The 23,817-nt window shown below is 35.1% G+C and carries 13 protein-coding genes; 8 read left to right on the forward strand and 5 right to left on the reverse strand.

Annotated elements, in window-relative coordinates:
* Nucleotides 1–63: 63 nt before the first annotated feature.
* Both VB798_RS21500 and VB798_RS21505 read right to left on the reverse strand, forming a co-directional pair.
* Nucleotides 64–1,089 carry a pectinesterase family protein gene (locus VB798_RS21500; protein WP_323689299.1) on the reverse strand — a complete coding sequence of 342 codons (1,026 nt, stop codon included), beginning with the start codon at nucleotides 1,087–1,089 and terminating at the stop codon, nucleotides 64–66.
* 25 nt (nucleotides 1,090–1,114) lie between these two features.
* A complete protein-coding gene (locus VB798_RS21505; protein WP_323689300.1) occupies nucleotides 1,115–2,770 on the reverse strand; it encodes a glycoside hydrolase family 28 protein in 1,656 nt (551 codons plus the stop codon).
* 346 nt (nucleotides 2,771–3,116) lie between these two features.
* Between VB798_RS21505 and VB798_RS21510 the strand changes: the two genes are divergently transcribed.
* The 4 genes from VB798_RS21510 (at nucleotide 3,117) to VB798_RS21525 (ending at nucleotide 10,280) form a co-directional block, all read left to right on the forward strand.
* On the forward strand, nucleotides 3,117–3,704 hold the full coding sequence (locus VB798_RS21510; protein WP_323689301.1) for an RNA polymerase sigma factor: 588 nt from the start codon (nucleotides 3,117–3,119) through the stop codon (nucleotides 3,702–3,704).
* A 94-nt stretch (nucleotides 3,705–3,798) separates the two neighbouring features.
* Nucleotides 3,799–4,905: a FecR family protein gene (locus VB798_RS21515; protein ID WP_323689302.1), complete on the forward strand. Its 1,107-nt coding sequence runs from the start codon at nucleotides 3,799–3,801 to the stop codon at nucleotides 4,903–4,905.
* 193 nt (nucleotides 4,906–5,098) lie between these two features.
* Entirely contained in the window at nucleotides 5,099–8,449 is a 3,351-nt protein-coding gene (locus VB798_RS21520; protein WP_323689303.1) for a TonB-dependent receptor, read from the forward strand.
* Between the two features lie 13 nt (nucleotides 8,450–8,462).
* Nucleotides 8,463–10,280 carry a RagB/SusD family nutrient uptake outer membrane protein gene (locus VB798_RS21525; protein WP_323689304.1) on the forward strand — a complete coding sequence of 606 codons (1,818 nt, stop codon included), beginning with the start codon at nucleotides 8,463–8,465 and terminating at the stop codon, nucleotides 10,278–10,280.
* A 164-nt stretch (nucleotides 10,281–10,444) separates the two neighbouring features.
* On the opposite strand, the gene VB798_RS21530 is transcribed toward VB798_RS21525, so the two are convergent.
* Nucleotides 10,445–13,366, reverse strand: a complete 2,922-nt coding sequence (locus VB798_RS21530; protein WP_323689305.1) for a triple tyrosine motif-containing protein — start codon at nucleotides 13,364–13,366, stop codon at nucleotides 10,445–10,447.
* Between the two features lie 314 nt (nucleotides 13,367–13,680).
* Between VB798_RS21530 and VB798_RS21535 the strand changes: the two genes are divergently transcribed.
* The 4 genes from VB798_RS21535 (at nucleotide 13,681) to VB798_RS21550 (ending at nucleotide 20,579) form a co-directional block, all read left to right on the forward strand.
* A complete protein-coding gene (locus VB798_RS21535; protein ID WP_323689306.1) occupies nucleotides 13,681–16,800 on the forward strand; it encodes a SusC/RagA family TonB-linked outer membrane protein in 3,120 nt (1,039 codons plus the stop codon).
* A gap of 17 nt (nucleotides 16,801–16,817) precedes the next feature.
* Nucleotides 16,818–18,326, forward strand: a complete 1,509-nt coding sequence (locus VB798_RS21540) for a RagB/SusD family nutrient uptake outer membrane protein (RefSeq protein WP_323689307.1) — start codon at nucleotides 16,818–16,820, stop codon at nucleotides 18,324–18,326.
* 120 nt (nucleotides 18,327–18,446) lie between these two features.
* Nucleotides 18,447–19,889, forward strand: a complete 1,443-nt coding sequence (locus tag VB798_RS21545) for a glycoside hydrolase family 30 protein (protein ID WP_323689308.1) — start codon at nucleotides 18,447–18,449, stop codon at nucleotides 19,887–19,889.
* A gap of 36 nt (nucleotides 19,890–19,925) precedes the next feature.
* Nucleotides 19,926–20,579: a GDSL-type esterase/lipase family protein gene (locus VB798_RS21550; protein WP_323689309.1), complete on the forward strand. Its 654-nt coding sequence runs from the start codon at nucleotides 19,926–19,928 to the stop codon at nucleotides 20,577–20,579.
* Between the two features lie 95 nt (nucleotides 20,580–20,674).
* Here the strand turns inward: VB798_RS21550 and VB798_RS21555 are convergent, their stop codons facing one another.
* Both VB798_RS21555 and VB798_RS21560 read right to left on the reverse strand, forming a co-directional pair.
* Complete coding sequence (locus tag VB798_RS21555; RefSeq protein ID WP_323689310.1) at nucleotides 20,675–22,711, reverse strand: protein-disulfide reductase DsbD family protein; 2,037 nt, start codon at nucleotides 22,709–22,711, stop codon at nucleotides 20,675–20,677.
* A gap of 21 nt (nucleotides 22,712–22,732) precedes the next feature.
* Nucleotides 22,733–23,815, reverse strand: a complete 1,083-nt coding sequence (locus VB798_RS21560) for an alpha/beta hydrolase family protein (RefSeq protein WP_323689311.1) — start codon at nucleotides 23,813–23,815, stop codon at nucleotides 22,733–22,735.
* Nucleotides 23,816–23,817 lie beyond the last annotated feature (2 nt).

A 23,817-nucleotide genomic window follows, 5' to 3' on the forward strand; every position in this document is an offset into this window, starting at 1 on the left:
CTTATAATTGACTAATACTAAGAATTTAACTGAAAATACTTATAGTTTATATCTTCAACTGATTTATTGAATGATAAACCAATTGCTCGACTCAGGTTTTTCAGGGTTATCGTTCGCAAAAATGTTTGCTAGAGAATACTGTTTTAATATTTTGTTGTTGAATTGTTTAGACCAAGCGACTCTTTGTTCTGGTTTTGCGCCTTCGCCAGTAGATAGATATTCAGCATAAATAACAGTTTTTTCATTTTCGCTATTTCCCCAATTATCCCATCCAGCGGGAGCAATATGTTTGCCCATCGCTGTTCTGATAAAAACGGTTTTAGCATGTGGTCGCCACGGACGACCAAGATACACTTTTTGGGCAGTTGAATCAGCAATCAGCTTACAATCAAAAAACACAAAACCAAAAGCTTGATAGGGTGGAGTAGCCGCAGCCGTTAAATAGGAATTTGATAAACTTTTTAGCGTACATGATTGAAAAACAGCAGTAGATTTTCCAAAAATAAAATCTACCGTTCCTTCAATATGACAATCCTGAAAATACTGTTTTGTGCCTTCTCTGGCAACATAAAGCGTATCTTGATTGCCTAATAAAATACAATTTTTACAGACAAATCGGTCGCCTTCTACATGAAGTGCTACCGCTTGTCCTACACGTCCAGCTGTATTTTGAATCGTCAGGTTTTCAATAATAATATCTGGTGCATCAACCAGTACTGTGTGTGAAGTATAAGTACTGAATTTATCTTTTCCAGTAGCGTCTTTTAAACCATTTGGGTAAGGCTTTCCAGAAAAATCATTGCCAGTAATGATTACACCATCTTTACTTTCGCCAATGATATGAATATTGGGTTTCCATGATGGAATGACCACTTTTTCTTCATAAATACCATTTTTAATATACAGTTTTACTCGTACTTGCGAATGGTCTCGGAAGCTATTAACAGCTTCCTGAATACTTTTGAAGTCGCCGCTTCCATCTTTGGCAACGGTAAAAGAAGTTGGATACTTAGGAGTATTTGCCGTTTTATTTTGGGAAAATACTCCGATAGTACTCAACAGCATACCTAAATAAATAAGGATTTTCATGATGATAGATTAAAGACAAATTGCGTTATTTCCCTGTGCTTGCAGTGATAGCTTCCTTGGTAGCACCTTCTGTAAATTCTATATTTTTTTGAGCTTTACTGCTATCCGTTTGTAGGATTTGAATAGCCTTGCTACGTTCGCCAGCGATAGCAAAAAGCAATTCAGCATTGGCTTTATATTGTATCGTATTGAAAGTTAAACCATTACTGTTATTAACTGAAATGACAGGTTTTGTGTTTTCTGAAATTAGTGTAACTTTTTCAAGAGTAATATTACTTGCATCTATAAATTCCGCACCGATTTTAGTGTCTAAAACAATGTTGCTCATTTGAATATTTTGAATAGGCATTTCAGATAATCCACGTACAAAAATGCCTTTATTTGCTCCTTTACAAACAATGTTCTCAAATTTCATATTTCTGAAAATCGGAGTTCCTTCATTTACGACAGGTCGTTCGTCACGTGGACTATCTGTTGCGAATTTTACGAAATAGTACATATCAAAGAAAATAGCTTCTTGTGCTATGTCTTTCATAAAGATATTTTTAGCATAAATATTTTCAACAATGCCACCTCTTCCTCTTACTGATTTAAAACGTAAACCCTTGTCTGTTCCGGTAAAAGTACAGTCATATACAAAAATATTTCTTGCTCCGCCACTCATCTCGCTTCCTACCACAAAACCTCCGTGACCATTATAAACGATACAATTTCTAACGATTCCGTTTTCTGTAGGCATTCCTCTTTTACGACCTTCTTCATCTTTCCCCGATTTAATACAAATGGCATCGTCGCCAACATCAATTGTACAACCATCTACCAAAAAGTTTTTACAAGATTCAATATCCATGCCGTCGCCATTATGGGCATATTCAGGATTTTTGATGGTTAAATTACGAAGTGTAAGATTTTCGGACATCAATGGATGCAAACACCAAGCGGGTGAATTTTGGAAAGTAACGCCTTCAAGTAATACTTTTTTGCATTTAGTAATTACCAACAAATTAGGACGAAGGAAATCTTTCATATCGGCAAAACTTTGAAGTGATACGCCATCTTTCAACAGCATACTTCTGTTTTCTACACTAGCTTTCATAAATTGTTCGCTAGGATACCACGTCAGTCCATTTGCTTTTAAAACTCCGCCTGATGCTTTCTTAGCATTCCACTCTGATTCAGTCAATTGCGCTTTATTTACTGCACGCCAAACATCACCACTTCCATCTATAATTCCTTGTCCAGTAATGGCTATATTTTCTTGATTCGTTGCAGAAATTGGGGATTGATTTCTTGCTGCACTTTTACCTTCATAGCTTCCTTCAACCAATGGATACTGACTTTTATCTTCCGTAAATAAAAGCGTAGCGGCTTTCCTGATGTGTAAGTTTACATTACTTTTTAGCACAATTGGTCCTGTCAACCACATGCCATTTGGCACAAGTACTACACCACCACCTTTCTTGCTACAAGCAGTAATGGCATCATTAATTGCCTGAGTATTTAAAGTAATACCGTCGGGTTTTGCTCCAAATTTGGTGACATTAAAAGTATCTTTTGCAAAAGTTGGTTGGACTATTTTTGGAAGATTTTTCCAACTATAAGTAGGCGTTTTTTGCGCTACAAGACTATTACAAAACATTGCCGATGAAATGGCAATTAACAAAGAGATTCTTTTTTTCATGATGTTATATTTTACGATACTTATACAAATAATCAAAATTTCAGGAAGTGGAAAGGTAAGGATTAGTGAGATTTTTAGCTTAGTAAGCTTCAATATTCAGTCGGTATATTGGATTTAGCAAACAAAATTTTATCTTTTTTTGTGCAATCGTTGCCGGCAACGTTGCCGAAACGAATTCGTGAAGTAAAAATCTAAGAAATAGTAGCTTAGCCAGAAAAAATTGTTCTTTTGCATTTAAATGTAAAACAGTAAGAAAATTAAATTTGGAAAAGTGATTTAAGTATAATCCTTGCTTTTTAACCTTTATAATTAAACAAAGTATAAATTGTACCAATTCAATATCTAAATGGAGAAGAATGATTTGCCCTCACTAGAAGCACTTTGGCAAGAAATTATCAAAGGGGATAAAAGTGCCTTAGGAGCATTGTTTGATGCACTTAGTCGAGAATTGATTACTTATGCTTACAAAATTTCACTAGACAAATCCTTGGCTAAAGATGCTGTTCAGGATGTATTTGTTGATATTTGGCAATATAGAAATAACCTTACAGAAGATGTTCAAGTACGATTTTATCTGTATCGTTCTTTGAGAAGAACAGTGGTTAGGTTGATGAAAGAGGAACTTTCTACAGGAGAAAATTTAAATGATGCTTATTCATTCGATGCTGAAATTTCTCCAGAAACTGCTTTTTGTGACCTTGAAACAGAAAATCATCAACAAGTACAGATTCAAGAATCTCTGAAAGCATTATCTGAAAGAGAACGTGAAATTATTACGCTCAAATATTATTCAAATCTCAAAATCAGGGAAATCGCCGAACTCCTAGATTTAAAAGAACAAACTGTAGCCAATACTCTTCAAAATGCGCTTGGAAAACTTCGTAAAAAACTATCTATCATGATTGTTTTGCTCATCTGGATTATATTTATTTAAAAAAATCAAAAAAAAATCACATTTCTTTTGGTAGTAAAATCAAAAAAACTTCTCTGTACTTATAAAGGACAATAATTCCTAGAATTAATACTAAATGAGAAGTTACTTACATTACTCCCCAGAAGAACTTGCTAAGGATGATTTTTTCATCCAATGGGTAACTACGCCTAATTCATCTTCAGAAATTTTTTGGCAAAATTGGCTAAGTACAAATCCATCTAAAAGAGAAGACCTTGAAGTAGCCATTCAACTTGTGATGTTGGCGAATCAAGTAGTTGAAACAGATGTATCAAATACAGAAATTAAAGCACTTAAAGAATCTATTTTTGAAAGAATAGAACAAATAGAGCAAACAATTACTGTTAAATCTTATAGAATTTGGTATTGGGCTTCAGCCGCCGCTGTTGCTGGTTTGGCGTTTTTTTTATCGTTTTATTTTCTTCAAAATTCTTCAAAATCAATCAATTCTTACGAAAACCAAATTGTATCGGCTTCCAAACAATATGAATTGGTAGAAGTAGAAAATATTTCAACATCATTAAAACTAGTCAACTTACCTGATGGGAGTTCGATTTTGTTGAAAGAAGGAACAAAGCTTTCGTATCCAAGTAATTTTTCAGAAAAGAAGCGAGAAGTGTATTTGACGGGCGAAGCGTTTTTTGAAATAGCCAAAGATGCTAATAAGCCATTTTATGTTCATGCCAACCAAATCACGACTAAAGTACTTGGAACAAGTTTTAACATAAGTGCTTATCCAACACAAAAGATTGTAGTATCTGTAAAAACGGGGAAGGTCGCCATTTTCAAAACTGGAACGGAAGAAGCAACCGAACAAGAACAACATAAAGAACTTACTGGAATTGTACTTGAGAAAGGAGAAAAAGCTGTTTTTGAAAAAAATCAGATTACACAAGTAAATCCAACCGAAGCATTTGTTAAAACTCAAATTGAAGCACCTATAGAGCAAATGTCATTTGAATTTGAAGAAACAAATGTCAGAGATATTTTTAAACGCATTGAAAAAGCCTATCAAATAGATATTATTTATGATGATGCTGTATTGGGTTCTTGTCCCATTACTGCTTCATTGACGGATGAACCCTTGACTGAAAAATTAAAACTTATTTGTAAAGCAGTTCATGCAGATTATCGCAAAACTAGCGATGATAAAATACTTGTAACAGGTACAGGTTGCAGATAAGCTTTGCCATAAATATTGATAGAATAATAAGGAAATATAACAATGCAATTGCCTATGTAACAAGCCAAACCAAAGTATTATTTAAAGGATGAGCCGATAAAGTCCTACGTTTATCGGCTCAGGAACATCCAATTCCTTGGGCGGAATTACAGGATGTCTATGTCAAAATGTTCCATTTTTAACGTACTAATGTATGAAAAAAAATCTAAAGATTTACAATTTTATTTGGCAAACAATGAAGTTAACTTTTTACCAACTTTGCCTGATTACCGTATTTATGAACCTTTCGTTTGCTACTTCATTGAAAGGACAGGATGTCTTAAGCCAAACGATAACACTAAAGGTAAATAACCAGCGTGTAAAAGAAGTATTACGTATCATCGAAAAGAACTCAAATATTCATTTCGTATATAGCTCCCGTTTGATAGACAGCGAACAAAAAATTACGGTAAATCTTAGTAATTCAACCGTAAAAGAAGTACTAGATAAAGTACTCACACCTATCAAATTAAAATATGAAGTTTCGGGACGACAGATAGTGCTGGATAATGCGATAAGTATGCTAAGGCTTTCAGAACTTAAAGAGGTTACAGTTGCTTCTATTTTTCAGGTTTCGGGTAAAGTAACCGATGAGAGTGGTGTTGGTATTCCTGGCGTAAATGTTGTTGTAAAAGGGACAAACACGGGAACGACCACAGATGGAGAGGGGAATTATAAACTTTCTGTTTCCGACAAAGATGTTACGTTGGTTTTCAGTTTTGTGGGCTATAAATCCATAGAGAAAAACGTTGGAAATCAATCTGTAATCAACGTTCAATTATCGGTAGAAAACAACGCTTTGGACGAAGTAGTGGTTATTGGATACGGAACAGCTAAAAAAAGAGACTTAACTGGTTCTGTGGTTTCTATCCGTGAAGCAGATATAACGGCGACTCCAGTAAATAATGTAATGGAAGCTTTGCAAGGAAAAATTGCGGGAGCTGATATTAACAGACTGTCGGGGGCGGTTGGAACAGATGCAGATGTATTGCTTAGAGGAAATCGTTCTGTTTATGGAGATAACTCTCCTTTATATATTGTTGATGGTATTCAAGCGAGTTACTCTCAAATAAATCCTTCAGATATTGCTACCATTGATGTCTTAAAAGATGCTTCTTCAACGGCAATTTATGGTTCGGCTGGTGCAAATGGGGTAATTATTATCACAACGAAAAGAGGAAAAGAAGGAAAAACGTCTATTGATTTTGATTCTTTTTATGGAGTAAGTGGCAAGCCACATTATACTCATAGTATGATTGGAGAAGAATATGCTAATTACAGAAGAGAACTTTATAGAACTACCAACGGTGCATATCCTGACGATATGTCTCAGATTTTTACCAATGTCAATATTTTAAATGCTTACAATGAAGGACAATGGATAGATTGGACAGACGAATTAGTTAATAACTCAGCGACTCAGGAGAAGTATAATTTATCGTTCACTACAGCCGGACCTAAAACAAAAGTTTATACTTCATTTTTATATACAAGAGAAGGAGGTTTGTTGCCAAGAGAGAATCAGTCTAGGGGAGGAGTAAGGTTAAATTTAGACCATACTTTCAGTACTTGGGCAAAAGTTGGGACGAATCTTAACTTAAATTATACCGTACGAAATGCTAGAAATAATAATATTTTCACAAAATCACTTCCTGCTTTTCCACTCGGAAAACCTAGAGACGAATTTGGAAATATCAATGCAGAATTTATCGATGGAGAGCTAACACCACTTGGTGATGAAATTCCAAATCAATACGCTGATAATACTCGTTCAACATACGGAGTATTGAACAGTTATTTGGAATTAACTCCTGTAAAAGGTTTAATCTTTCGTTCAAACATTGGATTAACATTAAATAGTAGCCGACAAGGTAGATACATTGGGAAACAGTCTTCGGCATTACCGCCTTCTGGTTATACCTTACCATTGGCTACTCTTAATGACTCTAACGGCTACGGATATATTTGGGAAAATACAGCAACATATAATAAAACATTTCTTGATGACCATAATTTTACCATTACAGGAATCACATCATGGGCAGATAGCAGGTCTGAAAATAATAATTCATTAGGACAAGGTCAGGATTTAGACAGCTATTTGTTCTATAATATTGGTAATGGAACCCAAAAATTTGGCATAGGTTCTTCTTATCAAAAGAAAACAAGGTTGTCTTTTGCAGGAAGAGTAAATTACTCATACAGAGGGAAATATTTACTAACATTCACCAATAGATGGGACGGAGTTTCACATTTAGCAAAAGGACACAAATGGAGTAATTTCCCTGCTGTAGCTGGTGCATGGCGTATCTCTGATGAAGGATTTATGGCTGGAACCAAAAGAGTTATCAATGATTTAAAACTAAGAGCGGGATATGGTGTTACTGGAAATTCAGGAGGAATGGATGCTTATTCTTCTCAAACGCAAGCCATCACTTATCAGGCTGTCTCACTTAATGGAGCACTCGTATCACACGTTCAGAATGTTGGTACTTTTTCTAATCCTGAAATTTCATGGGAAAGAAGCTATAACCTAAATCTTGGATTAGATTTATCACTCTTTAAAAACCGCATAGATTTATCCCTAGATTTTTACAATACAGATACTAAAGGACTTTTGTTTAGAAGAACATTGCCAATTACTGCTGCCATAACTGCTTGGGGTTCACCGCTTCAAACATGGCAAAATATTGGGGTGACGAATAACAAAGGATTTGAGATTAGTTTAAGAACGATTAATATCAGTAATTCAAAATTTAAATGGATTTCAAATTTCTCGTTTACCAGAAATCAAGAGAAAATTGTTGATTTGCCAGATGGCGATGTAATTGCTGAAAGGCTATTCGAAGGATACCCCGTTAGAGCACTTTATGATTTTAAATACTTAGGAATATGGTCAACTGAAGAGCAGGAAGAAGCCGCAAAATATGGTGCAAAACCGGGCTATGTAAAAGTAGCAACGAATGAAAGAATTGTGAATGGCGTAAGTGACGGTGGTGTACATACTTATGCAGATTCTGATAGAATGATATTAGGAACAACAGCTCCAAAGTGGTTATTGGGACTTAATAATAGTTTTAACTACAAAGGCTTCGATTTGGGTACTTTTGTGATGGTTCGTTGGGGACAAACAATTCAAAGCAAGCTTTTAGGTTGGTATCGTGGCAATGATGAAGGACAACCTGCTGGCATTGATTATTGGACACCCGAAAATCAAGGCGCTTATTTCCCACGTCCGGGTGTTGGAAGTACTACAGGAATTGCTTCATTAACCTATGTAGATGGTTCTTTCGTAAAACTTAAAACAGTTACTTTAGGTTATACACTTCCTGAAAAAGCAAGAAAACTAGCTTTAATGAATAAAGCCAGAGTTTATGCTACAGTTTATAATCCCTTAGTATTTACAAAAGAAAAATCAATCAGAGATACCGACCCAGAGACAAATGGCTCTGATACTTTCCCTCTGTTTGCCACTTTTGTGTTAGGTCTCAATGTTTCCTTCTAATTAGCGTAAAGTCATGAAACTTCAAAAGTTTATAAAAATATTATTAATACCTGTACTTATAGGAACAGGGGGATTAAGCTCTTGTACTTTAGAAGAGGAAAACCTATCTGGTTTTACCTTAGATGCCCTAGCTTCTTCTTCAGTTGACGGATATAAAAAATTACTGAATAATTGTTATTTCGGAATGGAGCGTCAATTGTATGGTTTTAATCAATGGATGATGTTTAGCGAAGCAGGAACAGACATCTGGACAAATGCCAAAAATAGCCCTACTTCTAATATTAATTTCTTCAAATGGGGCGGAACATCAAACATTCCAACCAATACTTTAAATACAGTATGGAATGTTTGTTACGATGGTATTGGTTATTGTAATCTTGCCATAAAATATGCTGAAATGGCACCTTTCAAAACGGCTGAAGAAAAGAATGCTACAGTAGCACAAGCCTACTTTATGAGAGCGATGTATTATTACAACCTAGTTGAACATTTTGGAGGAGTAACCGCTCCAACCCAACCAATTGCAACGGTGAATACTCGTCCAGAAAGAATAACTTCGCTTGAAATATACAAAACAATCATTATTCCAGATCTTGAATTTGCGTCAAAATGGTTACCAACGACAAGCGTCATTACTATTCCTTCGAAGAAATCGGCAATGGGTTTTTTAGCCAGAGCATATTTGCAAACAGTTGAATATGATGATTCAAAGGCGTTTGCACCTAAAGCCTTAGAAGTTGCAAAAACGTTGATTGATGATTGTGAGTCAGGAGGCGGACAATACAATACTTATATGTATCCTACTTTTGATGAAGTGTTTCTTGAAACGAATAATTTACAGAATAAAGAAGCTTTGTGGGCGCATCGTTTTGTGGTGGGTGGAGTAAGTAATAATGGTTGGGTAATGAACATGAACAACGAACTATTTTACTGTGCTGTTACTGATTTTCCAGCAATGAAGTTTACTTTGGAAGATTATACTACTTGGGGTAGAAGGTCGTCAGGCTCATTTATGCCTAGTCAATATTTATTAGACCTTTTTGTACAAAGCAATGGTACTTTAGATCCACGTTATCATAAATCGTTTCAGACTACTTGGACGGTTAATAGACCTTCTTTTACTTGGTCTGATGCCAATTTAAGAACCTTTGACCGTAGTTCAACAGTTAAAAACACAGATAATGTTGTTGCAGGAAATACAAGTATCGACTTTATTCATCCTAATGATACTGATTATGTAACAAAAGTAGCTACTAAGCTAAATCAAAAACATCTTGTAGTAGATTATAACGATGTTTATGATGTTGCGAATAAAACTGTGAAAATGACTTATAATAGGATTAATAGAGAACCTGCAACCGTAACAAATCCATTTTTAGGTTTTTATCCATCTTTAATAAAGCATAACAGTAGCAATTATTACGTGAACAATGCAACAAGTAATAGATACGGAAACTTGAATGCAACATTCATGATGCGTATGTCTGAAGTATATTTAATTGCTGCTGAAGCTGCCATTTATGCCAACGGTGGAACTAATGCTATTACTTATATCAATAAAGTACGCACAAGAGCTGGTGCAAGTCCACTCACTAGTTCAGTAACAGTTCAAACTGTTTTGGATGAAAGAGCCCGTGAATTATGCGGAGAATATGTACGATACTATGACTTAAAACGTACTAAAAAATTAAGTAAAACCTATTTATCGGATACAAATCCAGATGTAGGACAGTTTTTTAGAAATGGCATAAATGAAGTAAAACCTATTCCATCTAGTTTCTTAAATGCTCTTCAGGAAGGAGGAACATATTATCAGAATCCTGGTTATTAATGAAAGTGTTAATGCTGGGTTTCAAAGATATGTTTTAAGATAAATGTTTGCTTTGAATATTTTAAATTGTGAGATAAGTCAAACCTAAACCTATTTAATATTAATTCAATCATTCACCTTCTCGAAAGAAATTATGAGAAGGTGAATTTGTTTTCAGGCTCATTTCAAACAATTTTTTCAAGAAAAACACTTAGACTTTCTTCATGTGGCACTTGTAGTTTTTTACGAATTTTTAGTCTTGCAGTTTCTACGCCTCTTGCTGAAATATTTAAAAGTGGGGAGATTTGTTTATTGCTAAAATCCATTTTTACGAAAGCACAAAGTCGTAATTCTCTTTGAGATAATTCTGGATTGATACTTTTGAGTTTTTTGAAGAAATCATGGTTTACTTTTTCAAAATTAACGTCAAAAATTTCTATAAAATCATTGCCGATTTTCTGTGAGTTTAATTTTTTATAAATCTCAAATAACTTCTTTTTCGACTCATCGCTTTTTAGCAGCGTTTTTAGTTCTTGTAAATCGGTTTTTATTTCTTGAAAAATTTCAGATTTCTGACTCAGCATCAATGTATAATTCGCTAGTTCTTTACTTTTTACAATAATGTCTCTGTCTAATTCTTCCGTATATTTATCAATCTGCGCTTTATCTTCTTTAAGCTTCAATTGTTCTAATTCTAATTCAATCAGTTTTTTGGATTTTTCTATTTCATTTCTGGTTTTGAGGTGTTCGTTTTCTAACCTTTTTTTAATAGATAAGTAGATGTATCTTAGTATAATAGCTGTTAAAATAATGTAAATGAAGTACGCTAAAGTAGTTTGATACCATTTAGGTTTTATCGTGAAAACCATTCTCGCTTCCTTTGCTTCTACGCCCAAAAGGTTCCTTGATTTTACTAAAAAAACATAATTCCCCGGACTTAAGGTGGTATATTCTTTGAATGGATTTGTCGTCCAATTTGACCATTCTTTATCAGTATTAGTAAGTTTATAACTGTACTGTACGCCAATATTTGAGATTAATTGTGGCACTGCAAATTCAATCCTCACTACTTCTGCACCATTCGGAATGAGTAATTCTTGATTGGTATTATTAATAGGAAGCTCATTTTCTGTCTGGCTAATTAAATAACACATTCTACTAATCTGAGTAAGGGGCTGGGTTTTGAGCTTTGGCACTTTGGTATCATATAAAAAAAGCCCGTTATGTGTTCCTACCAATACTTTTTCAGCGTCAAGAGGCAATATACTTTCCATTCCTTTATTGAATGTTCCTTTCAGGTTAAGGAAAAGGTTTTTCTCGAAGACTAAACCTTTTTCAGTAAAATATCCTAATTCATCGTCTTCAATCGCCCAAGTTTTATCTTTTGTTTCAAAGATTTTCCTAGTGTTTTTTTGTGGATTTAGGACTTTGTTCAGCGTACTGTGCGGGATAAAAGAATTAGTATTTTCGTCAAATTGGTAGATGCCTGTATTCGTTGTGAAAATGGGTCTTCCTTGATAATTATGGACATTAATGTTAAAAGGAGAAGTAAATCCATTGGTATTTGTATAGTTCTCAACGGATTCTACTCGTTGATAATCATTGTCGATTCTGATGCGAAAAACGCCTTTGTAGCCATGACAAACCCAATAAGTATTGGGATTTTTATCGGGAGAAATATCACGAGTAGATTCGTTAAAACCTTCAATTTTATTTTCGATGAACCAGTCTTTATTTTTGTTTTTTACCAGATACAAACCATTATAATTTGAACCCAAATACCAACCAGCTTTATTCGGAATCGGGGTAAGTTTCCAAAACCCTGATGGGTTTGAAATCTTTTTATAACCATTATCCGTAATTTTTAGGATGCCAATATTATGTGAAGCGATAATATCGTCGCCAAAACTTTGGATTGTCCATGTCTGTCCTTTTAATGTAGGAATAGCCTTAAAATCATAATGATTACTTAAATTATTGTTTGGAAGAGTAGCGTAGAATATCCCTTGGTTAGTTGCCAAATACACTTTTTTGTTTTTAACCAGAATGTCATAAATAGAAGCTTTATCAAAAATATTCTGATAAGATGAATTGTAGGTTAAAAAATTCAATCCATTATTTTTTAAAACCCAAATGTCTCCTTGGGATGTTACAAAAAGATTGATAATCGGATTGTTTTTGATAACATCTTGAAATTCAGTATTGTATGAAAGTGTATTGTTTTTGTAATTATACCACAACAGCTTAGAACTGAGCGTTCCTAATAAATATAAATCGTCACTTTTCTGGATGCCACAATTTAGCTGGTCATTATCATTGGCAGAGAATACTTCTTTAATAATTGTTATTTTTTTAGTTTGAACATTGCCTAAAAAAATCTTCCCGCTACGGGTCATAATCAATATTTCATACAATACTTTGGTTGGCAAAATAGCAGTAGTAACCTCATCTTTGAAATAGCTTGCAGGAAAAACAGGTTCTAATTTTTTGCTAGATAGATTTAAAGACAGAAACCCTTTTTCAAAATCTTGAATAAAGTAATTTTCTCCAATCTGATTACCGTAAACAAAGGTTTTAGGCGCACTAATAATCGTTGCTACATTTTTAAAAATAACGATAAGTTCGTTATAAGACATCAAAATGATGTGTTCTCCGATACTATTTGCTCTCCATATATTCTCAAAATTTCGATTCGATAATTTCAATTGGTTAACCATCGAATGGAAGACATATTTTCCATAAATATCTTTTTTCAATACGCCAAAATCATTGTAACCTCCTGCATAGATTTCTCCACTTTGCGTTTTTACTAAACTATAAATAGAAGAATTATTGGGTAAAAATATTTTTCTCCAATTGTTGCCATCATAACTAATAGCGCCTTCATAATTACCGAAAAACATGGTACCATCATTCGCTTCACATCCGATACTAAAATGAGAATCACTTTTAAAGTCACTCTTGGCAAAACTTAAAATAGCAGGTTTAGCATTTGCAAAATTATCTTGATTGAATGCCTGCATTGATTGAGATAATACATCAGCATTACAAATAATTTGAAAATATAGTATTGTTATACCTCTAAAAATTGAGGATATTTTTTTCATGGTGTCTCTAATTTTAATGGGATACATCATCTTAATATTTACAAATATACAATTATATATGTAAATATTTATATTAAATAGTTCTGCTAAAATATTGATAATTAAATAGATACATATATAAGTGTAATAGTAACGTATTGATTTTTAGTGTCAAACGTAATTGAAGTGTATGCGTTTTTTTCCGTTGAAGATGCACTCTCCTTTAATATTGCCCTCGGTTTTTGAGCAACTCAGGAATTAAGTTTTATTGATTCTTTCTATTGAGTTGATTGCTAAACTCATTATTTATTCCAAATTTTTAATCTTAAAATTTTATGAAATTTAAAAACTACTTATGTTTATTATTACTGAGTATGAGTACGCTTTCTGTCTTTGGGCAGTCGGTTGAAGTACGAGGAAAAGTGATTGATGCGAATTTGAACGTGCCTATTTCTGGCGTCTCGATTACTGTTAAAAACACTACAAGAGGGGCGACAACCAATTCGGCTGGAGAGTACCAGATAAGTGCAACACCAAATGATGTGTTGGTTTTCACTTTTATTGGTTACAAATCCATTGAAAAAGCAGTAGGAAAAACTACTTTAATAAATGTTACTTTGGAAGAAGACATCAAAGGACTAGATGAAGTAGTGGTGATTGGTTACGGCACACAAAAAAAAAGTGTGGTAACGGGTGCGATTTCAAGTGTAAAGGCAAAAGACCTTGAGAATATTCCGAGTGGTCGCATAGAAACCGCACTACAAGGACGTGTTTCAGGAGTAACGATTGCTGCTAATGCTGGTCAACCGGGTTCGGCTTCAACCGTTCGTGTGCGTGGTCTTACTACTTTTGATACTTACGGAGGGAATAATCCGCTTTGGGTTATTGACGGAGTAATTATTGATAATGGCGGAATTGGTTTTATCAACCAGTCAGACATTGAATCAATTGAAGTATTAAAAGATGCGGCCTCTTTGGCAATTTATGGTGCTAGGGCAGCCTCAGGCGTAATTTTAGTATCCACTAAAAAGGGGAAATCAGGGAAACTAAGTGTGAATTATACAGGTTTTGTGGGTTCATCAGCACCCGCAAAACAGTTAGATTTATTGAATGCTTCGGAGTATGGGCTTATCATGAATGAAAAATCGCAAGCTGCTGGTGGTGCGGTACTTTTTCCAAATCCATCTTCATTAGGTGCAGGAACAGATTGGCAAGCCGAGATTTTCAATAATAATGCGAAAAGAACAAACCATGAATTGAGTATTAGTGGGGGAAATGATGTTTCGAGTTTCTTCCTTTCGGCTGGAACACAAAGCCAAGAAGGCATTGTTTTAAAAGACATTTCTTCTTATCGCAGAGATAACCTTCGTTTGAATTCGACGCATAAGCTTTCAAAGTACATTACGATTGGACAAACCTTGGCGTATTCTCATCAAAAAACAGTTGGTTTAGGAAATACCAATAGTGAATTTGGTGGACCTTTAAGTTCGGCGATTAACTTAGACCCAACTACTCCATTGGTAGTAACTGACCCAACTGCGGCGGCTTCGACAACCTATACAAGTAATCCTGTTCTGAGAGATAGCGAAGGAAGACCTTATGGAATATCTTCTATTGTTGGGCAAGAAATGACGAACCCAATTGCTTATCAAAAAATAAGATTAGGCAACTTTGATTGGGCAGATGATTTTGTAGGGAATGCTTTCCTAGAAGTATCACCGATTTCAAACTTAAAATTTAAAAGTACGATTGGGGCAAAGCTTTCATATTGGGGTGGCGACTTCTTTACGCCTAAATATTATTTAAGTGCTACTTCAGGAGCGGCTAAAAATACTTTTAGCAGAGGTTCAAACACAGGTTTGGGGTGGAATATCGAAAATACCGTTTTGTATAATAAAAAATTCAATAAGCATAATGTGGGTATTTTATTAGGGCAAGGACTTTACATCGACAACATCACAAGCGGAACGAATATTACTTATTCAGATTTGCCTATTAATACTTATGAAGACGCTTCTTTCAACTTTTCACTTCCTGCGGCACAAAGAACAGGTAGCGCTTATACTGGAACTGAACATCGTGTAACTTCATTATTCAGCCGTTTAACATACGATTTTAATGAAAAATATTTGTTCACAGGGATTATCCGTAGAGATGGTTCTTCAAGATTTGGAGGCAATAACAAATTCGGTATTTTCCCTTCATTTTCAGCGGGTTGGATCGTTTCAAATGAAAACTTCTGGAAAGAAAATAACATCGTTAAATCGTTGAAAATCAGAAGTGGATACGGTGTGACTGGTAATGACGCCATCCTGAATTTTGGGTATTTATCGACGATTGTGGGCGGAAGAAATTATACTTATGGAACTGGTGGCGTGGATATTTCAACAGGATTTAGTCCAAGTGCGCCCTCAAATCCTGATTTGAAATGGGAAGAAACAGCCCAAACCAACATTGGTATTGATGCTACTTTATTCAATAACTTAACCTTGACTTTGGAAGTTTATCGCAAAAAAACTTCTGGAATTTTACAGACGATTACTTTACCGGGATATGTTGGCGCAACGAGTAGTCCAGTAGGCAATGTTGCTGATATGGAAAACAGAGGTGTTGAAATTGAATTGGGTTATAGAAAACGTTTTGGTGACTTCAATTTCTCAACAAATGGAAACGTCTCTTTCTTGAAAAACGAAGTAACATTTTTAGGAAATGGTATCTCTTTTATTACTTCTGGTGCTGCTGGTTTTCAATCAATGGGTTCAATTACCAGAACACAAGTAGGACAACCTTATAATGCTTTCTTTGGATTTCAAAACGCTGGGATTTTCCAAAATGCTGCTGAAGTGGCCGCCTACAAAACAGCAGAAGGAAATGTTATTCAACCTAATGCAAAACCGGGTGATTTCAAATGGGTTGATACTGATGGAAATGGAACCATTAATGATAATGACAAGACATTTCTTGGCAATGGCTTACCAAAATATACAATCGGTTTGAATATCAATATGGATTATAAAAACTTTGATTGTATGATTTTCGCTCAAGCTTCTGGTGGGAACAAAATTTTCCAAGGACTTCGTCGCCTAGATATTTTGAATGCAAACTATCAAACAAAAGTATTGAATCGCTGGACGGGAGAAGGTACTTCAAACGACTATCCAAGATTAACCAATAATGATACAAACGGAAACTTTGGAAAAGCATCTGATTTCTACTTAGAAGATGGCGATTTTGTAAGATTTAAAATTATTCAATTAGGTTATACGCTTCCAAATAAAGTTGTGAACAAAATTGGAGCAAGTAAATTAAGATTGTTCTTAACAGCCGAAAACCTCCTGACAATTACAAAATACACTGGTTATGACCCAGAAATTGGAGGTAATGTTTTTGGAATTGACAGAGGTTATTATCCTCAAGCTCGTTCAATTCAATTTGGTGTTAATTTAAAATTTTAAGGAAAAAATTATAAAAGATGAAACGTAATACATTCAAATATTCTGTAATCGCATTAGCAACATCTATTCTTACTTCTTGTAGTTCAAGCTACTTAGAAGTACTCCCGAAAGGAAGCAGTTTAGAGGCAAGTTATTATACCAACCAATCTGAAGCTTTCGCAGGTTTGGTAGCTGTGTATGATGTAATGAGAAAAAATTCTGGTGGTTTTGAAAACATGGTCACCATGCTTAATGCTGGTTCAGACGACCACGTAGCTGGCGGTGGCGGTGCGACTGATGGCGTTGGTTTACAGACTTTTTCAAATTATACACTTAGTCCGACGACAGTGCCAGCAAGTTATTGGGGCGATCATTACCAAGGTGTTTTTAGAGCTAATTTCTTATTGTCAAAATTGCCCGCCATTTCAATGGATGCTTCTTTGAAAGCACGTTATGTGGGCGAAGCACAGGCATTAAGAGCTTTATATTATTTCAATTTGGTAAGGTTGTTCAAGAATATTCCACTTATTACAAGTCCGCTTCCTTCTTCTGAAATCTATAATGTTGTTCAGGCTGAACCTTCGGCAATTTATGCACAAATTGAAAAAGATTTAAATGAAGCAATTCCAGTTTTACCCAATACAGTTCCTGCGGCTGACGCAGGACGACTAACCAAAGGTGCTGCACAAGCATTACTTGGCAAAGTGTATTTGTATGATAAAAAATTGTCGGAAGCGGCTGCTCAACTTGCCATCGTTAACGGAACGCCGGGAGGAGCAAACCCTTATGGATATAAATTACTAAGTAATTTTGCTGATTTATGGGTTTTTGCCAACAAGTTTAATAGTGAAGGTATTTTAGAAGTGGCACATACAAGTGCAAGTAATGCAGGTTGGGGAAACTGGGGTTCTGGTACAGACGAAGGGAATACTGTTGTACAAATGGTTGGACCAAGAACATTAACTAGACCAGCGGGTTCTACCGCACCAGCATATTACTCTGGAGGTTGGGCGTTTAATCCTATCACACAAGATTTATACGATGCTTTAAAAGATGACCCAAGATTTTCAGCAACTATTTTAGATGCTAAAACCTTGAAAGCAGCGAAACAAGTTAATTATATTTCTGCTTACCAAGACACAGGTTATTTTATCAATAAATTCATGCCGAAGCAAGCAGATGTTTCTACTGGTTTAGGAAATATCGAATTGAATTTTAGACAAAACTCTTACCTTATCAGATTGGCAGATACTTATTTGATGGAAGCAGAAGCATTGGGCGGAACAGGTGCAAGAGCGCAAGCTTTACTAGATGCAGTTCGCTCAAGAGTAGGTTTGCCTTCTATTCCAGTTTCATTAAATGCCATTGCTAATGAACGTCGCTTGGAACTTGCTTGCGAAGGGCATCGCTGGTTTGATTTGGTAAGAACTGGAAAAGCGGCTACTGTTTTAGCAAGCAGAGGTTTCAAAGCTGGTAAAAACGAAGTATTTCCGATTCCTTTCAAAGAATTAGAAAACACTAAAATCAAACAAAATCCTAACTACTAAATAAAATTGAACATCCTATAAGGATTCAGATTAAATGTCTAAATCCTTATAGGTTTTAATCTCAATTTTTACTTATCGTAAATCTTCACTTGTCTTTCTTAGACGATTTATCCTACAAATATGCGCTCTGTTATTCAAACAATTATTTTATTTTTAATTTGGGCTTGCGATGGTAAATCTATCAATACCAATATTTTACCTCAACAACCTGTCGTTACTACGCCCGTTTCGCCTAATAATCCAACCTTGAGTTATTGGCTAACTACTTCAGACCAATCTATTTTATTACAAAAACAACAAGATGTTTCTTTCTTAAAAAGTATCAGCACTAACCCGACAATTGAAGTTGATTCAACACAAGAATTTCAGAGTATCGATGGATTTGGCTTTACTTTAACAGGAGGAAGTGCCAAATTAATTGGGCTTTTAAGTACGACTGAAAGAAGTAATTTATTAAATGAATTATTTGGAAAAGAAGCTCAATCTATCGGAATCAGTTATTTAAGAATCAGTATTGGGGCTTCTGATTTAGACGAAAAAGTATTTAGTTATAACGATTTAGAGAGTGGACAGAAAGATGAAAATCTGGCTAAATTCACTTTAGCACCTGATAAAGAGTATCTCATTCCAATCCTAAAAGAGATTCTCAAAATTAATCCATCCATTAAAATTATGGGAAGTCCTTGGTCGGCACCTGTTTGGATGAAAACTAATGGGAAATCAATCGGTGGAAATTTGTCTCCTGAATACTATTCAGTTTATGCAAAATATTTGGCAAAGTACATTTCTGAAATGCAAAAAGAAGGAATAACGATTGATGCCTTAACGCTACAAAACGAACCTCAGCATGGTGGGAATAATCCAAGTATGGTCATGAGTTTTACTGACCAAGCGAATTTTGTCAAGAATAATTTAGGACCACTTTTTCGTAAAGAAAATATCAAAACCAAAATTGTAGTTTGGGATCACAACTGTGATAATCCAGATTATCCCATCAATGTCTTGAATGATAATGATGCCAATCAATACATTGACGGTTCGGCATTTCATTTGTATGCGGGTGATATTAGTGCATTGTCAAAAGTACATACACTTCATCCAAATAAAAATCTCTATTTTACAGAACAATGGACTTCTGCAAAAGGAGCTTTTGGGGGAGATTTACAATGGCATATTAAAAATGTTATCATTGGTTCGGTAAGAAATTGGAGTAAAGTTGCCCTAGAATGGAATTTGGCAAATGATGCTAGTTTTCAGCCACATACGCCCGGAGGTTGTACAGAATGCAAAGGTGCATTAACGATTTCAGGCTCAAGTATTACTCGAAATGTTAGTTATTATATTATTGGACATGCTTCAAAATTTGTTCCTACTGGTTCAAAAAGAATTCAAAGTATTACCAATAGCAATTTGCCTAATGTGGCTTTTATGACACCTTCTGGGAAAAAAGTGCTGATTATCGAAAACGATAAAAGTACAAATGTTGATATTAACGTAAAACAATCAGACAAATTAGCAACAGTATCATTACCAGCTGGAGCTATTGCAACGATTGTTTGGTAAGAAACTCGCCGGAAATTATCCAAAATTCAGATAATCATGAAAAAAATATTAATCCTTGCCTTATTACAAGTCAGTACTTTTTACGCTTTTTCACAAAAGTATTTATCTGAAATTCAAGCTTTTGAAGCCAAGGATTCGATTGATATGCCAGCTTCTGGGAAGATTCTTTTAGTAGGCAGTTCAACCTTTCGTCTTTGGACAACTTTCAAAGAGGATTTGAAAGAATTTCCAGTTATCAATCGTGGTTTTGGCGGTTCTCAGATGAGTGATTTGAATTTCTTTTTTGAAAGAATCGTGACAAAATATCAACCCAAAGTAATTTTAGTTTATGAAGGAGGGAACGATTTGAATGCAGGCGAAAGTCCAGATTCTATTTTCAGAGAGTTTAAAGAATTTGTTCAGAAAGTAAAGAAACAGTTACCCAATACTGTTGTTGGCTTTTGTTCCGTGCGTCCAAGTTTAGCAAGAACACATATTATTGCAAAAGAAAAGGATTTAAACCAACAGGTAGAAAAATATTGCAAGAAAACTAAAAATGTTTATTTCCTTGATATTCAGAAAGATTTTTACTTGCCCAATGGCGAATTAATGTCTGATATTTTTGTAGCAGATAAACTTCATTTGAATGCCAAAGGCTATAGCATTTGGGCAGAGGCAACTCGTAAATTTCTGAGAAAAGAGTATCGGTAAGTAATAAATTAGATATTGCTATGTTCGCCTTGTTCCGCCACAACAAGGCGAATAATAGCAAATAAGTGAGTTTGAAAAGGAAAAATCTGTTAGTATTAATTCCTTTGTCGATATTGTACAAGCCCCTTATTGAGGAAATTTGCAAAAGCATTTATGTCAAAGTTTGCACCTTGTGGGGTTTGCAATACTTGTTCATTTTTGGAATCTAACAAAACATAATAAGGCTGAGAATTTGCTTTAAAGCGTGTTGTTTGCAAGAAACTCCATTTTTTTCCAAGTGTTTTTATCTGTTTTCCCTCTATTTCTTGTTGTTCAGCTAGTGGCAGTTCTGTTTTGTCATCAACATATAATTGAATCAACACATAATCTTCTTTAATCTGCTTCAATACGACTGGTTCTGGCCAAACGGTGGCTTCCATCTTCCGACAATTCACACAAGAATGTCCCGTAAAATCTATTAATACGGGTTTGTTTACTTTACGAGCATAAGCCATTCCTTCTTCATAATCGAAAAAAGCGTCTAGTCCCAAAGGAGCATGAAAAAGTTCTCCATATTTATGTGTTGAAGTATTCGGTGGGGAAGTACTTTCAAGTGAACGAGCCGATAAATCAAAGTCTTGCGTTTGTTGTGGTGGTAGAAAAGCGGCAATTGCTTTCAGCGGTGCGCCCCATAATCCAGGAATCATATACAATGAAAAACTCAAAGCAATAACAGCCAAAAAGAAACGAGGTACGGTAATGGTTTTTAGTTCAGAATCGTGTGCAAAGCGAATTTTGCCCAATAAATAAAAACCTAATAAAGCGAAAAGGATAATCCAAAGTACCAGAAAAATTTCTCTATCGAACCATTTCCAGTGATAGGCTAAATCTACATTAGAAAGAAATTTCAAGGATAAAGCCAATTCTAAAAAGCCTAAAGTAACTTTCACGGAATTCAGCCAACTACCAGATTTTGGCAAAGAATTCAACCAAGATGGAAACAACGAAAACAAAGTAAAAGGTAAAGCCAAAGAAATAGCAAAACCCAACATTCCTACGGCTGGACCAAGTAAAGCGCCTGTGGTAGCGGCTTGTACTAAGAGTGTTCCAATAATTGGTCCTGTACAAGAAAAAGAAACCAGCGAAAGGGTAGAAGCCATAAAGAAAATACCCCAATAACCTCCTTTATCAGCTTTTTGGTCTAATTTATTTGCCCAGCTACTTGGTAACATTATTTCGAAAGCTCCTAAAAATGAAGCAGCGAAAGCAACCAAAAGTAGAAAGAAAAAGAAATTGAAAATACCATTTGTAGAAAGACTATTAAGAGCATCTGCACCAAATAAAACGGTAATGAGCAAGCCTAAAGAAACATAAATAACTACAATCGAAAAACCATAAATTAAAGAATCTTTAATACCAGAAGTTCGATTTTCTGCCTGTTTGGTAAAAAAGCTGACCGTCATAGGAAGTAAAGGGAAAATACAAGGCATAAAAACGGCCGCCAGTCCACCTAACAAACCTGCTAAGAAAGTCAACCAAAGAGAGCTTTCTTCCCTAGAAGTGCTTGGTAGAGCAATAGTTTTTGCTTTGACTTTAGTAACTGCATTCTTCTCTGGATTATCTTTTTGTGAGGCAATAGCTGAATCCTTTTTCGCATTTGGTATTTTTGCAATATCCTCTTTTTGTAAAACCTCTTCTAAACCTACGGCTTTTACAGGAATTTTAAAGGCTACTTCTTCGGGAGGTAAACAACGTTGGTCGTCGCAAACCATGTATTCCAAAGTGCCTTTAATCGTTGCTGTGGGCTTTTTTAGTTTAAATTTTTGACTAAACACGGCTTGATTTTCAAACCAACTAATGTTCATGTTAAAGGTCTTTTCAAAACCTTCCATCAATTTAGTCTGTTCTTCAACTTCGCCAATGGGTGAAAAATCTTTAGAAGGAGTAAATGTAAAAGAAGTAGGCACTGGTCCTCCCGCTTTTACATGTTGCGAATAAATATGCCAGCCTGCATCAATCTTTGCAGTTAGAATCACTTCAACTTCTCCCTTTTCAAGGCTTTTTGCTGAAAATTTCCAAGAAACAGGAGTAAAAATCTGAGCCTGTCCTAAAAAAGACAGGCTACAAAATAACACGAAAAAGAGTTTTTTCATGGTTTGAAAAATGTTAAATAATTACTTAGTATGATTGAGAACCCAGTCTCCCATCGTACTAAGTACAGATGTTGGAAATTGCTTATGGAGTTTATTATATTCTTCGGTCGTACACAACTGGCAAGCCAAAAACAAATGGTTTACGCCCGTGATTACTTTTGTCGTTACATCTCTGTTTCCTCCTTGTTTTAGTAAGCGCTCTATGTTTTCTAAGTTTTCTTTATAGGAAACAAATAAATCTTTGTCGCCATTTAATGCTAAAACGGGGACTTTTACTTTTGGTAAAAACAAGGCAGGGTCAAACATAATGTGATAACGATACCAAGCTCCAGTTGCCTGCATGGTATAAGAGTAAATAGGAAAACGAAAATGGTCATGGTCTGGCTGAATTCCCAAAGAAGCTACATACTCATTATCTTTCTTTTTCCAAGTATCATAGGTTGTTTGCATCGCTTTGGCTAAACTTAATGAATCTTTCTGAACATTATCATAAACCGTTTGAAACATTAATTCATTGATTTCATTATAGCGTTTTTTATCATACTCAGGTATTTTGGCAGTGGCTACTAAATCTGCATTTTGTTTTCTTAAAGCATCAATTCCCTTTGTAGCCAAACCTGCCATGCTGATAACAAAAGCCACATCACTACGCCTTGAAGCCACAATAAAACTTACAGCTCCGCCTTCGCTATGACCTAACAACCCAATTTTTTTAGGGTCAATTCCTTGTTGTTTTTTCAGAAAATCTAAACTAGCTTCCACATCTTGAGCAAAATCTTCTGTAGTAGCTTGAAAATAATTACCTGTTGATTTGCCAACGCCACGGTCATCTACTCGTAATACTGCTACTCCTTTGCTATTAAAGTAATCAGCGATTTCTTTGAAAAATTTAAATTTCGCCATTTCTCCATCCCGATTCTGAGGCCCGGTGCCAGAAATTAAAATAATAGCAGGTACTTTTCCAGTTTTTTGAGGATACGAAAGCGTAGCACCATAGGTAATTTTACCTTTGGTGTAAGTAAGACTATCAGTCTTAAACGGATTTGCCTTAAGTTGATAATTTGCACAAAAGGCTAATAATATTCCAATGATTGTACTTTTCATCT

The sequence above is a fragment of the Arcicella lustrica genome (assembly GCF_034930985.1).
GTDB classification, from domain to species: Bacteria; Bacteroidota; Bacteroidia; order Cytophagales; family Spirosomataceae; genus Arcicella; species Arcicella lustrica.